General features: G+C 55.4%; 11 protein-coding genes and 1 other RNA gene. 2 read left to right on the forward strand and 10 right to left on the reverse strand.

Translation table 11 applies throughout. The annotated features are described in order from the left end of the window. Nucleotides 1–8 precede the first annotated feature (8 nt). The 10 genes from ftsW to rsmI form a co-directional block, all read right to left on the reverse strand. Nucleotides 9–1,193, reverse strand: coding sequence for a putative lipid II flippase FtsW (gene ftsW, locus ACT3R4_RS00645; protein WP_441677049.1), 1,185 nt, complete (start codon nt 1,191–1,193; stop codon nt 9–11). Further along, the gene (murD, locus tag ACT3R4_RS00650) at nt 1,190–2,569 is read right to left on the reverse strand and encodes a UDP-N-acetylmuramoyl-L-alanine--D-glutamate ligase (RefSeq protein WP_441677048.1); all 1,380 of its coding nucleotides are present in this window, start codon (nt 2,567–2,569) and stop codon (nt 1,190–1,192) included. Before murD ends, ftsW begins: the two co-directional genes overlap by 4 nt. Nucleotides 2,570–2,614: 45 nt before the next feature. Continuing rightward, a complete protein-coding gene (mraY, locus tag ACT3R4_RS00655) occupies nt 2,615–3,697 on the reverse strand; it encodes a phospho-N-acetylmuramoyl-pentapeptide-transferase (RefSeq protein ID WP_087109356.1) in 1,083 nt (360 codons plus the stop codon). Nucleotides 3,698–3,706: 9 nt separating this feature from the next. Next, complete coding sequence (locus ACT3R4_RS00660; RefSeq protein ID WP_441677047.1) at nt 3,707–5,065, reverse strand: UDP-N-acetylmuramoyl-tripeptide--D-alanyl-D-alanine ligase; 1,359 nt, start codon at nt 5,063–5,065, stop codon at nt 3,707–3,709. Beyond that, the gene (locus tag ACT3R4_RS00665) at nt 5,062–6,558 is read right to left on the reverse strand and encodes a UDP-N-acetylmuramoyl-L-alanyl-D-glutamate--2,6-diaminopimelate ligase (RefSeq protein WP_441677046.1); all 1,497 of its coding nucleotides are present in this window, start codon (nt 6,556–6,558) and stop codon (nt 5,062–5,064) included. Before ACT3R4_RS00665 ends, ACT3R4_RS00660 begins: the two co-directional genes overlap by 4 nt. Before the next feature lie 19 nt (nt 6,559–6,577). Beyond that, nucleotides 6,578–8,287, reverse strand: coding sequence for a peptidoglycan D,D-transpeptidase FtsI family protein (locus ACT3R4_RS00670; RefSeq protein WP_441677045.1), 1,710 nt, complete (start codon nt 8,285–8,287; stop codon nt 6,578–6,580). Continuing rightward, nucleotides 8,284–8,619, reverse strand: a complete 336-nt coding sequence (gene ftsL, locus ACT3R4_RS00675; protein WP_172116339.1) for a cell division protein FtsL — start codon at nt 8,617–8,619, stop codon at nt 8,284–8,286. The genes ACT3R4_RS00670 and ftsL overlap by 4 nt, the downstream gene beginning before the upstream one ends. A gap of 2 nt (nt 8,620–8,621) precedes the next feature. Next, the gene (gene rsmH / locus ACT3R4_RS00680) at nt 8,622–9,578 is read right to left on the reverse strand and encodes a 16S rRNA (cytosine(1402)-N(4))-methyltransferase RsmH (RefSeq protein ID WP_172116338.1); all 957 of its coding nucleotides are present in this window, start codon (nt 9,576–9,578) and stop codon (nt 8,622–8,624) included. 64 nt (nt 9,579–9,642) lie between these two features. Then, an RNA gene (gene rnpB / locus ACT3R4_RS00685) (RNase P RNA component class A) lies at nt 9,643–10,016 on the reverse strand. Nucleotides 10,017–10,048: 32 nt separating this feature from the next. Further along, nucleotides 10,049–10,906: a 16S rRNA (cytidine(1402)-2'-O)-methyltransferase gene (gene rsmI / locus ACT3R4_RS00690; RefSeq protein ID WP_172116337.1), complete on the reverse strand. Its 858-nt coding sequence runs from the start codon at nt 10,904–10,906 to the stop codon at nt 10,049–10,051. Between the two features lie 111 nt (nt 10,907–11,017). On the opposite strand from rsmI, the gene ACT3R4_RS00695 reads away from it, so the two are divergent. Both ACT3R4_RS00695 and ACT3R4_RS00700 read left to right on the forward strand, forming a co-directional pair. Beyond that, nucleotides 11,018–12,508, forward strand: a complete 1,491-nt coding sequence (locus tag ACT3R4_RS00695) for a penicillin-binding protein activator (RefSeq protein WP_193056277.1) — start codon at nt 11,018–11,020, stop codon at nt 12,506–12,508. Next, nucleotides 12,508–12,879: a YraN family protein gene (locus ACT3R4_RS00700; protein WP_193056276.1), complete on the forward strand. Its 372-nt coding sequence runs from the start codon at nt 12,508–12,510 to the stop codon at nt 12,877–12,879. Before ACT3R4_RS00695 ends, ACT3R4_RS00700 begins: the two co-directional genes overlap by 1 nt. The last annotated feature ends 19 nt before the right edge of the window (nt 12,880–12,898 follow it).

The following is a 12,898-nucleotide window of genomic DNA, read 5'->3' on the forward strand; positions in this document are numbered from 1 at the left end:
CTTGAAAATTATTTCGATAACCGCGGCTCATGGCGCGGTTTATAGGGGGTTGGCGCACGGCTCGGCCGCTGTCGTGTTTCTGCGTCAACCCGCAAAAGCAGACCAATCATCATGCCAATAACCAATAAGCTCGAACCACCATAACTTATCAAAGGCAAGGTCAGCCCCTTGGTGGGCAGTAGCCCCGAGCTTACCGCCATATTGATAAATGCCTGAGAGGCAATAACAAAACAGATACCGTAACTTACGTAAGCACCAAAAAGATGGCCCGCAAGTTCAGCCTTCCGGCCAATCCACATGGCGCGACTAATCAATAGGGTAAACAGCAGGATAATCGCAATAGCGCCAATCATGCCTAGCTCTTCGGCAATAACGGCAAAGATAAAATCGGTATGCGCCTCGGGTAAATAGTGCAGTTTCTGGACACTATTACCTAATCCGGTGCCTGTAACATGCCCACGACCAAAGGCAATCAGCGCTTGGGTCAACTGATAGCCGGTTGCGAACTGGTCTGCCCACGGGTCCAAAAAACTGGTCCAACGCGCCAGACGGTAAGGCTCCAGCGCCACCATCATGACCGCACCAAATCCCAAAACAGTACCACTGCCAATAAGTAACACGAGCGATGCACCACTCATCATTAACATGCCAATGACACACGTGGTGTAGACCACCATGCCGCCAAAGTCGGGCGCTAAAAACAGCAGTCCTGCGGGTAGCGCCAACACCGCAATGGGGCGCCACATGGTAAAAACACGACGGCGTAAATCATAGGTAAAACGCGACATAAACATCGCCATGTAAAAGATAAGGCCTATTTTACCAAGCTCAGATACTTGAAGACTAGGCAGCGGGCCCGGCAGCGCTATCCAGCGCTTACTGCCGTTAATTTCCTGACCAAACAGCAACACGCCTACCAACAGTGCTATGCTTATTAAAAAAATCAGTGCCGCATTCTGGCGCCATACTTCAAGGGGTACGCTAAGCATAAACAAGCAGCCTAACGTTGAAATGAGCAAGAAAACCCCATGCTGCCGAAAGTAGTAGAAGCTATTCTCCAGAAGTCCTATTGAGGCCGAGCTGACCATCACCCAGCCAATGCCTGCAAGCGCCACAGCGGCTGCAATGAGCCAGATATCACAGGGGAAGTTTCGCGTCGTTAATACAGTGTGCAAGCGCTTTAATCGCCTCATAAGGATACTCTCGCCGCACTGCTTTCCACCCAGTGACGAAAAGCATCACCTCGAACCTGGTAGTTGGGAAACTGGTCCAGGCTTGCACAGGCAGGTGACAGCAACACACAGTCGCCAGGCTCTGCCTGGCTAAATGCGGCCTCCATTGCCTGCGTTAAGTCGTTTACCTGCTGGACCGGCACATGCGCTGCTACCGCGTCTGAAATTCGATCACTATCAGCACCAAATAGCAGTGCCAGCCGCGCGCAGCGCGCCAACGGCACCACTAACGGCGAAAAGTCAGCGCCTTTACCTACACCACCCGCCAACCAAATCAAGCGGCCCGTTAACGTAGCGCCCAACCCTTCAATAGCGGCCAATGTTGCCCCAACATTGGTGCCTTTCGAGTCGTTTATCCACGTCACCCCATTAATACAGGCCACTGTTTCGCTCCGGTGAGGCAACCCCGTAAAGGCTTTTAAGGCTTCTACCATGGCAAATGCATCAAGCGCCAACGCCTGCCCCATTGCCAGTGCCGCTAATGCATTCGTATAGTTGTGCTGGCCAGCCATTTTCAATTCACTTGCCGAAACCCATGACGTCTGCCCCTGCATGAGCATAAGCTCGGCCCCTTGCCATACCAGCCCCCAGTTGCTGTCTGTGGGCGGGTTCGCTGAAAAGCTGACAATGCCTGGCCCTGCTTGAAAAGGCCAAGTCAGGGGGTTGTCCTGATTGACAACCGCATACTGCGCGCCGTTAAAAATGCGTTGTTTTGCCAAACGATAGGCCGACATATCACCATGCCTATCCAAATGATCTTCGCTCAGATTCAAGAAAGCCGCGACTTTCGCACCCAAGACAGGCGTGGTTTCAAGCTGAAAACTGGAAAGTTCAAGAACATACAGCTCTGCATCCGGCTGCTCGGCCAATAAATCCAGCGCGGGCGTTCCCAGGTTGCCGCCAACCGCCACTCGCAAACCAGCCGCCCTGGCCATCTCACCCAGTAGAGTGGTCACCGTGGATTTCGCGTTTGAGCCCGTGATAGCCGCAATGGGGACCTGGGTCGCGCGAACAAATAGCGCCGTTTCACCAATTAGCACAGGCTCGCCAGTATGCGGGTTAACGCGCCCAGCCAGGCTTTCAAGACCCGGCGAATCAGGGCCAACGCCTGGGCTAAGCACTACTTCATAAGCGTCCGTAAAATCGAGCGACGTCAGAGGGCCGCAGATGACGTCAACGTTTGGATGGGCTGCATAAAAAGCGTCAAGCCCCGGCGGCTCGCTGCGCGTATCGACGACCATAAACGGCGTATGCGTGCGTGCCAAGTGGCGGCATATTGCTCGGCCTGAAAGGCCCAAGCCAACGACCACCGTGACACCCTTGGGTACTCGCACCATCTCTGGCTCCTTTGCGGTTTACGCTTAAGGCGATAACGCTACCGATTAACGAACCTTGAGCGTCGCGAGGCCCAGCAGCACCAGCACAACGGTAATGATCCAGAAGCGCACAATAACGCGTGGCTCAGGCCAACCTTTTAACTCGAAGTGGTGATGCAGCGGCGCCATACGGAAAATACGCCGCCCCGTCAGTTTGTAAGACCCGACTTGCAGGATCACCGACAACGTCTCCACTACAAAGATACCGCCCATAATAAACAGGACGATCTCCTGGCGAACGATGACCGCCACAACCCCAAGCGCCGCCCCCAGGGCAAGCGCACCTACATCTCCCATAAACACCTGGGCGGGGTACGTGTTAAACCATAAAAAGCCGAGACCCGCACCTGCAATCGTGGCGCAGAAAATAGCCAGCTCACCGGTGCCGTTTATAAACGGGATATGCAAGTAGTTAGCGAACACTGCATTACCGCTAGCGTAGGCAAACACCGACAATCCCATCGCTACCAGCACGGTTGGCATAATGGCCAAGCCATCCAGCCCGTCGGTTAAATTCACGGCGTTAGAACTACCCACAATCACCAGGTAGGTTAATACGATATAGAACACGCCAAGCGGCAGTGCGACGTCTTTAAACAGCGGCACCAACAAGCTGGTTTCAACGGGCGTGGTTGCGGTGAAAAACAGCACTAACGCAGCGCCAAGGCCTACCACCGACTGCCAAAAGTATTTCCAGCGTGCCGGCAGGCCTCGCGGGTTCTTTTCTACCACTTTCCGGTAATCATCGACCCAGCCTATCGCGCCGAAGCCCAGCGTAACGGCCAATACCACCCACACGTAGCGGTTGGTTAAATCACCCCATATGATGGTGCTGATGCCGATGGCCAGCAGGATCATCACCCCTCCCATAGTAGGGGTGCCCGCTTTTGAAAGATGTGACTGCGGGCCATCATCACGCACGGCCTGGCCTATCTGGCCTTCCACAAGCCGACGAATAACCCACGGCCCCAGCCAAAGGCAAAGCATTAATGACGTTAACGCAGCAAGAATGACGCGCAGAGTGAGATAGTTAAAAACCTGAAAGCCCGTATAGTACTGAGCTAAAAAATTCGCCAAGTAAAGTAACATGAACGGCGTTTACCTTATTTCATCCGAGCACAGCGCAGTAATGATTTTTTCCATACCAGCGCTACGCGACCCTTTAACCAACAACGTGGCATTGGGCGGCAAAGTATTAATGACATGACGTACTAGCGTCTCGTGGTCGTCAAAATGCTGCCCGCGACCGAAGGCGTCACAAGCTGGACGCGCGTTATCACCCAACGTCAACAGCCCGTCGATGCCAAGCTCAGCCGCGTAGCGGCCCATCTCAGCATGCAGTTTTTCCGTTTCGTCTCCCAGCTCACCCATGGCGCCCAGTGCGCACCAACGCGGCGCGGGGAAACGCATTAACGTCTCCATAGCGGCTTTGACCGCCCCAGGGTTGGCATTATACGTATCGTCTAACAGCGTGGCACCATTAAGTCCCGAAACGATACTTAGCCTTCCTTTCAATGCGCGCAGGGTCCGCAGACCTTCAATCACATCCGTGGGCGTTACGCCTATCGCTAATGCGGCCGCAGCCGCGGCCAGCGCATTGCTCACGTTGTGCTTACCTGGCATGGCAAGCTGCACATCGCCCAGCGGTTTGCCATGTTGAACAAGCGTGAAAGCATACCGCCCCTGAGAGTCACAGGAAAGCGCCGAGGCATGAACATCCGCGGCACTATCAAACCCAAAACTGATCACACGGCGCGGCGACGCACAGGCAGCCCAAAAGGGGTAGTAACGATCATCGCGATTGAGCACCGCAATGCCCTGCTCACTTAGACCGTTCAGCAGCTCGCTTTTGGCTTGGGCAATATGACCCATGCCTCCAAACTCGCCAACATGCGCGCCCGTTACGTTGGTAATCACCGCCACACCCGGTACGGTTAATCGACTGGACCAGGCGATTTCACCCAAGTGATTTGCGCCTAACTCAATCACGCCTGCTTGATGCTCGGGCGCTAAGCGTAAAAGCGTGAGGGGTACGCCAATATCGTTATTAAGATTGGCTTTGGTGGCCAACACGTTACCCAACGGCGATAACAGCGCAGCCGTCATCTCCTTCACCGTCGTTTTGCCACTATTTCCCGTGATACCGACTAATGGGATAGCGCACTGACGGCGCCACGCGCCCGCTAAAAGCCCAAGCCCCAGGCGTGTATCAGGGCATACCAACTGAGTCAGTGGACTTTCAACAGCGGACTCAACCAGTGCCGCCGCCGCGCCTTTGTCGCGGGCCTGTTCGATAAAATCATGACCATCAAACCGCGGCCCTTTAAGCGCGATGAATAAGCAGCCAGGCACAATCTGCCGAGTGTCCGTCACAATGGAGGTAAATGCGCGCGATGCATCGCTGGCGGGCACCATAATTCCCAGCACTCTGGCGGCATCGGCCAGTGTCCAGTTCATTGTGCACTACCCCGCAATGCAAACGCCTTCATGACTTCATCTTCATCGTTATAAGCGTGGCGGACGCCGTTGATCTCCTGGTAGGCCTCGTGGCCTTTCCCTGCGACCAGAATCACATCGTTTTGAGCTGCCTGCTGAATTACTTGACTGATCGCGTGACGACGGTCCGCTATTTCGAGCAGTGTTGCCGTTGAGGCGAGCCCGGCAATAATGTGCTGACGAATCTGCGCTGCTGACTCGCCCCGTGGATTATCGTCAGTCACCACGACCACATCCGCCAGAGCCTCCGCCGCTTTTGCCATTTCTGCGCGCTTGCCTGTGTCGCGCTCACCGCCACAGCCAAACACACACCACAGCTTGCCCGCCTTGCTTAAATGGGCGCGCAGCGCTGTGAGCGCATTGTGTAACGCATCAGGAGTATGGGCATAGTCAATCACCACGCCCGGAACGCCTTTTGCGTGATAAAGCGCCATACGGCCAGGCACCGGGGTAAGCGCAGCGGCAGCCTCGAAAAGTGAGTTAATCGAATGGCCCCATCCATAAAGCGTCGCCATGGCCAACAACACATTATCCAGGTTGAAGCGCCCGACCAGACCCAGCACTAACATGTGCTCGCCTTCGGGCGTGGCAATAAGTGCTTGCTGGCCTGTTTCGCTTGTCTGAACGTCCATCACCCGTAGCGTTACGGCCTCATCCTGACCGACCGCCAATACGCGAACGCTTTGATCACAACCAGCCAGCATCAATCGCGCCAGAGGATCATCGGCATTAACCACTGCAAGCTCAAGCTCGCTACGTCTGAATAGCTTCGCCTTGGCCGCGGCATAAGCCGCCATGCTGCCATGATAATCAAGATGATCTCGCGTTAGATTGGTAAACACGCCCACCTTTATATTCGCAGCATCTAAACGATGCTGGTCAAGGGCATGGGAGGAAGCCTCAAGCGCTACTCGCTTAATGCCCTGAAGCGCCAGCTCTCCAAACGCCGCCTGCAGGGCTAAAGGCCCCGGCGTGGTGAGCCCAGTATCCACTAGCTGGCCCGGGCGGCCTACACCCAGCGTTCCTACCACACCCGCCGGAACACCTAGCACTTCGCTAAGTTCTGCAATGTAATGAGTAACGGAGCTTTTACCATTGGTACCGGTGACGCCAATAACCTCAAGGTCATCCGGAACATTAAAAAGTTGTTTACCCAACTCTCCCAAGCGGGCAGCCAGATGTGGCAAGTAGAGTACACGCCCATCCCAGGTCGCATGGCGCTCCGTGGTATGCGCCAGCACCAGCGAAGCGCCTTGCTCAAGCACTGCGCGAATAAAATCGCGCCCGTCACGCTGACTACCTGGAACAGCTACAAATATATCGCCGACTTCCAGCGCGCGTGAATCGGTGGTCAGACGTAAAGACGCGGGTAGTTCGGGAAGCGGCTGCTCAAACGAAGCACCCGGCCATACTTTGCTCAGCGCACTCCATACATCGGTGGGAGCCAACGTCATGCCATCTCCTTAGCCATTCTTACTCGTCAACTTCATGGTCTGGCGGTACGTCCAACAAGCGCAATGCGTTGCCTGTCACGCTTGAAAAGACCGGAGCGGCCACTGCACCGCCATAAAATTCACCCGCTTTAGGGTGATCAATCATCACCACGGTCACAATACGCGGGTCGGAAATAGGCGCAATGCCTGCAAATACACTGCGATAAGCATCCGTGGTATAACCGCCCTGCCCCGACTTACGCACAGTCCCGGTTTTGCCTCCCACACGATAACCTTCAACGCGTGCGCGCCGACCACCGGTATAGGCGGCAACGGATGTCTCCAGAATACTCAGCAAATCATTGGCGACGGCGGGCTCAATGGCAGGCAGTCCTTGGGGCGGTTCAGAAAGGCGTAGCAATGAAGGCGGTAAGCGCATGCCACCATTAGCCAGCGCGGTATAAGCACTGGCTAATTGAACAGCCGAGGTAGACAAACCATAGCCGTAAGAGAGCGCTGCCCGCTCACTACGCGACCAGCGCACCGGGGCCGGAAGACTGCCCGTTGACTCCCCAGGAAAACCCGTTCCAGGGGATTGCCCCAGCCCTAGTTGGTTATATTTTTCCCACATAGCCGTATCGCTTAACTGCAACGTTAAACGGGACATACCCACGTTGGATGAGTGCTCCAAAATACCAGCAAGCGTCAACTCACCATAATCGCGAAAGTCACGAATGGTAAATTGATCAAGACGCATCCAGCCAGGCGACGTATCCACAACGGCATCGCGATCCACAATGCCGCTTTCAAGAATGGCTGCCATGGCCAGCGGTTTCATAACAGAGCCTGGCTCAAACACATCAACCAGCGCCTGGTTACGCAACCCACGGGGATCAAGCCCGGTACGATTATTAGGGTTATAAGAAGGCAGGTTAGCCATCGCCAACACCTCGCCGGTGCGGGCATCCATCATGACAAGCACGCCACCATCGGCTTCATGCTCAGCCACCGCCGCTCGAAGCTCCCGGTACGCCATATATTGAATGCGCTGATCAATTGAGAGCACCAAGTCTCCGCCTGGCTGCGCTTCACGTATGACGCCTAGCTCGCGCACCAAACGCCCACGGCGGTCTTTAATGACGCGGCGCTGGCCAGGGTGACCGGCCAGGAAAGGCTGATAAGAGAGCTCCAACCCCTCCTGCCCCCTATCATCTACATTGGTCACGCCAAGTATCTGTGCGGCGACCTCGCCAGCAGGGTAGTAACGTTTGTACTCGCGCTGGGGATACACGCCGGGCGTGCGTAAATCCAGAATCTGCTGGGCCGCTTGAGGCGTCATCTGGCGGCGAAGGTACATAAACTCACGGCTGCTATAAAGTTCAACCCGCGCCTCAAAGTCATCCGGCGACATGCCTAGCGCCTGCGCCAGCATTACGCGCTGAATACCATCTTCGGGTAGCTCTTGAGGATTGGCCCACAGCGTAACAACCGGTGTTGAGATCGCGAGCGGCTCGCCGTTTCGATCCGTGATCATGCCGCGGTGCGCAGGGATCGCTTCATGGCGAAGTGTTCGCGCATCTCCCTGGCTCTGTAGAAAGGGTCGGTCAATCACCTGTAGCAGTGTGATGCGCCCAATAAGGATGCATGCCACTACGCAAAATACGATCAATATAAAGTAAAAACGACCGTTACCTAACGGGGGGGCAACAGGTAGATGACGGGGCATCCCTCCCCGACGTTCGCCTCTCATGGTCGTATCACCTCAACATCATGCACATCAGGAATACGCATATCCAAGCGCTCCGTCGAAATTTGCTCAATACGAGCGGGTGTCGACCAAGCGCCCTCTTCCAAAAGCAACTGCCCCCATTCGGTCTGCAGCTGATTTTTCTCCTGCCCAAGCTGTTGCAGCTGAGCATACTGAACGCGCGTTAAATGAGTAACAACAACGGTGGCTAAGCCACTAACAATGCAGGCAAAAAAAAGCAGGCAAATAACCAGCGGCCACGTGCGAAAACGTAGTTTAAAGGGCCATTCAGTGCGTAGCGTTGAGCTCCAACGCTCAATCCGATCCATGCTCATGGTTATACTCGTTTTCGGGCAGCCCGCATAACGGCGCTGCGCGCACGTGGATTACCGACCACCTCGTCATCACTAGGGCGTACGCCTTTGCCCAACGCCTCAAGACGGCGATTTAACTGATCATCACGGATAGGCATACCACGCGGTAGATGCGAATCGCCACGCACATAATGACGTATAAAGCGTTTTACACGGCGATCTTCCAGCGAGTGGAAACTGATAACCACAAGATGACCACCGGGCGCTAGCGCTTCAAGGGCTGCGTCTAAGGCAGCATCAAGTTGATCTAGTTCACCATTTAGATAAATTCGTAACCCTTGAAATGCTTTGGTCGCAGGGTGCCGCCCCTTTTCCCAAGCAGGGTGGGCTTTTTTCAGCACCTCGGCCAGGTCGACCGTATGCGTAAACGGCGTTTCAACACGCCGCTCGACCACCGCACGTGCCAAGCGCTTTGCATAGCGCTCTTCACCGTAGGCTTTAAACACGTGAGCGATATCCGCCTCTTTAGCACGTGCTAAAAATGTGGCTGCACTTTCGCCTTGCGTCGGGTCCATACGCATATCCAGCGGACCATTGCGCATAAAGCTAAACCCACGCTCAGGGTCATCCAACTGCGGAGAAGAAACACCTATATCCAACAACACGCCAGACAGCTTGCCAAACACACCCTGCTCACGCGCATAGTCAGCCAGGCGGGCGAATTCACGCTGGGTAATTTGAAAACGCGCATCATCGATTTCAGCGGCGGCAGCAATAGCTTGGGGATCGCGGTCCATGGCCATCAGGCGCCCCTGGTCGCCAAGGCGAGACAGGATTAACCGCGAATGACCGCCACGACCAAAGGTGCCATCTAAATAAATACCGTCAGGAGTATGTACAAGGGTATCAACCGCCCCTTCCAGTAATACGCTGGTATGGCGAAACGGTGAAACGACCTGGTCAGCGTCAGGAGAAGGCATGTTACTCTCACACAAATCTCATAGAAAAATAAAAGGGGCTCGCTACTGCGGGCCCCTTATGGAAATGGGGAGTCGGCCGATAAGCCGGGTTCTGTCGTGGACAGTCATTCCTCTAGGCGCTGCGTCACCACAGCGCTCAAGCAACCTACCCGGACCCAGCGCGGGCCACGCCTTTGGGTCCCTATTTGGTCTTGCTCCGAGTGGGGTTTACCATGCCACGCACTGTTGCCAGGCGCGCGGTGCGCTCTTACCGCACCCTTTCACCCTTACCGGCCCTTTGAGGTTTATTTCAAGAGGCTTAGGCGGTCTACTCTCTGCTGCACTTTCCGTCGGCTTACGCCGCCCAGGCGTTACCTGGCACTCTGCCCTATGGAGCCCGGACTTTCCTCCCCCAGCCCATCAAAAAGATGGGCTAGCGGCGACTGTCTGGCCAACTCCGGCGGCAAGCATACCAGCGCCCTCGCTTCGCCTCAATGCTCGGTTTTAATTGCCTGCAATCTTGCATACCACTCTTGTTTGCGACCGCCCAGCATTCGAGCCACTATCGCTGCTCCTTGCTTGACACCTACGCCCTCATCCAGCAGCACTTTCATCAACGCATCTGCGCCAATATTCTGATGTTCGCTTTGAGTGACGGGCGGGGCACCTGCCACCATTACCACAAACTCGCCTCTTGCCTGGTTAGGATCTTCTGTTAGCTGCGCCAACAGGGCTTCCGGAGTGCCCTGAAGAAAGGTCTCAAACGTTTTAGTCAACTCCCTGGCCAATACCACGCTACGTTCGGGCATTTGGTCACGCAGCGCCTCCAGGGTATGCACAATACGGTGTGGGGATTCGTAAAACACCAGCGTTTCTTCCCGAGCTTGCCACTGCTCCAGCGCCTGGCGGCGCGGGCCTGGCTTGGCGGGTAAAAAACCGCAAAACGTGAAGCGATCAGTCGGCAGACCCGCCCCAGAAAGCGCCGTCACAAAGGCACAAGGCCCGGGCAGCGCCACCACATGACGGCCACGCACGCGCAGCTCTCTCACCAGCACAAACCCAGGGTCACAAATAAGCGGCGTTCCAGCATCGCTAATCAATGCAATACTTTCGCCTGCCTCCAGATAAGCATCCAGGGTATCCACTCGGCGCGCCTCATTATGTTCATGAAGCGACAGCATGGGTGTATTAATCCCCAAATGCGCCAATAAGCGGGCGCTATGACGCGTATCCTCTGCCGCGATGCGCGATACTTCCGCTAATACCCGAGCTGCACGCGGCGATAAATCGTCCAAATTCCCAATTGGGGTGGCAACCACGTACAATGTGCCCGGATTGTGGTGTGTCATCGTGACTCCCGATTTGTTAATGGCTTGCTCTGACGGTGCGCTATGCTTGTGCTATGCCAACTTACCCACTGACATGCGGCGACAGCGCAAATGAAAACTAAGGAAGGATACATGAAACAGTCTCTGCGTGGCGTACTCGCCACAGGCCTCTTGGCACTTCTTATGACTGGCTGTGCGATGCAATCGCCCAGCGTGGTCGACCGCGCGGACGATCAGGAAGCGGGCCGTTTGCTCAATCAGGCAGAACAGCAGGCCCCGGATCAAGCGGCTAAAACTCGTCTCGAAGCAGCCACCATTTTTGCCCAACAAGGGCAGCGGCAACGTGCTTTTGAGACAGCCGATGCGCTTGATGAAGTCAGGCTTTCAGACACGGATCGCGTTCGCTGGGCACTGCTTTTCTCTGAATTAGCGCGTGGCATGGATGATCCACGCGCCGTGCTGCGTGCCACGCAAGTGCTCAACGACGACCTACCCATTCAGGATGATCAACGCGAAACGCTGACAGAGCGCCAGCGCTGGGCGCGTACCGCGCTTGATGAACCCGACATGGAACAACTGACACTACCAAGTCTTGAGGGTCAGGACATAAGCCGCATCATTGTGGCCCTGCCCGAATCAGGCCCGCTTAGCGGCGTCGCCAATACGCTATCGACCGCCATGCGTCGCCATCACGAGATTCGCGGTGACAATGTACAGCTCAGCTTCATCGACGCGTCACAATATTCGATGGATGAGATTTATAGCCGTGCAGGACAGATGAACGCGCAGCTGATTATCGGCCCCCTCGCCAAAGACGAGGTTAGCCAGCTCGAACAACGCAATAGCGTACCGCTTCCCACTCTTGCGCTGAATTATGGAAGCGGCGAACAGAACCGTGCTGCGGGTCTTTTCCAGTACGGCCTTTCCGCTGAAGATGAGGCCCGCCAGGCAGCACGCCGCGCATACCAGGACGGACATCGCCAGATGTCGGTAATGGTGCCAGATAATGACTGGGGACGCCGAGTCGGCGAAGCATTCTGGAATGAGTTTCACGGCCAGGGTGGCGAAGTGACGACGGCGGTACGCTACAACCCGGACAGCGCGGTCACCAATGCCGTTCAGACAGCCTTAAACGTGAGTGGCGAACGTGCTCAACTGGGCAGTATTGATGCCTTGTTCCTACTGGCCTTGCCTGATTACGCTCGCCAAGTCCCGCCCACCATGGATTACTACTACGCGCCCAACCTGCCTATTTACGCCACTTCCCACCTGCATGAAGGGCACTTACAAGCGCGTCGTGACCAGGATCTTGACGACGTCATGTTTATGGATATTCCATGGCAAATTCCTGACGCCGCTGTCGGTGGTGAAGAAGTACTCCCGTTCTACCCTACTTACCAGCGTTTGAGCGAAGAGTCTGACGCTTCCATGTTCCGCCTAATGGCCATGGGCGTAGATGCCTATGAAATTGCGACTGAGCTTTCAGATATTTCAGCGCTAAATGGCCTACGCGGCAGCACAGGAACGCTCTACCTGACGGGTGACGGCCGCATATATCGCGAACTACCCTGGGCGAAGTTTCAAAACGGTGTCCCGGCGCCCATTTTAATCCCTGGGCAATAATGGCAAATAACGCCCAAACTGCCCGTAAACGCGGCGCAGCCATTGAGCAGTTAGCTGCTCAATGGCTGCAGCAAAGGGGTCTTACCCTCGTTACCCAAAATCATCACGTAAAGGGTGGCGAGCTTGACCTAGTGATGCGCGACGGTGACACACTGGTGTTTGTTGAAGTAAAGCATCGGGTAACTACGCGATACGGACACCCTCTGGAAACCATCACGCCGACAAAAAGAAAGCGCCTAATTCGGGCCGCTCAGCTATATCTTGGCAATTTCGGCCTTGCATCGCCTTGCCGCTTTGATATTCTTGCCATTACGGGCGCTCCGCCCACTCTCGAGTTCCACTGGGAGAAAGCGGCTTTTGATGCCTACTAATTCCATTTTAACCAGGAAG

Origin of the sequence: Halomonas sp. AOP7-E1-9 (assembly GCF_052376035.1) — a bacterium.
Lineage (GTDB): Bacteria > Pseudomonadota > Gammaproteobacteria > Pseudomonadales > Halomonadaceae > Vreelandella > Vreelandella citrativorans.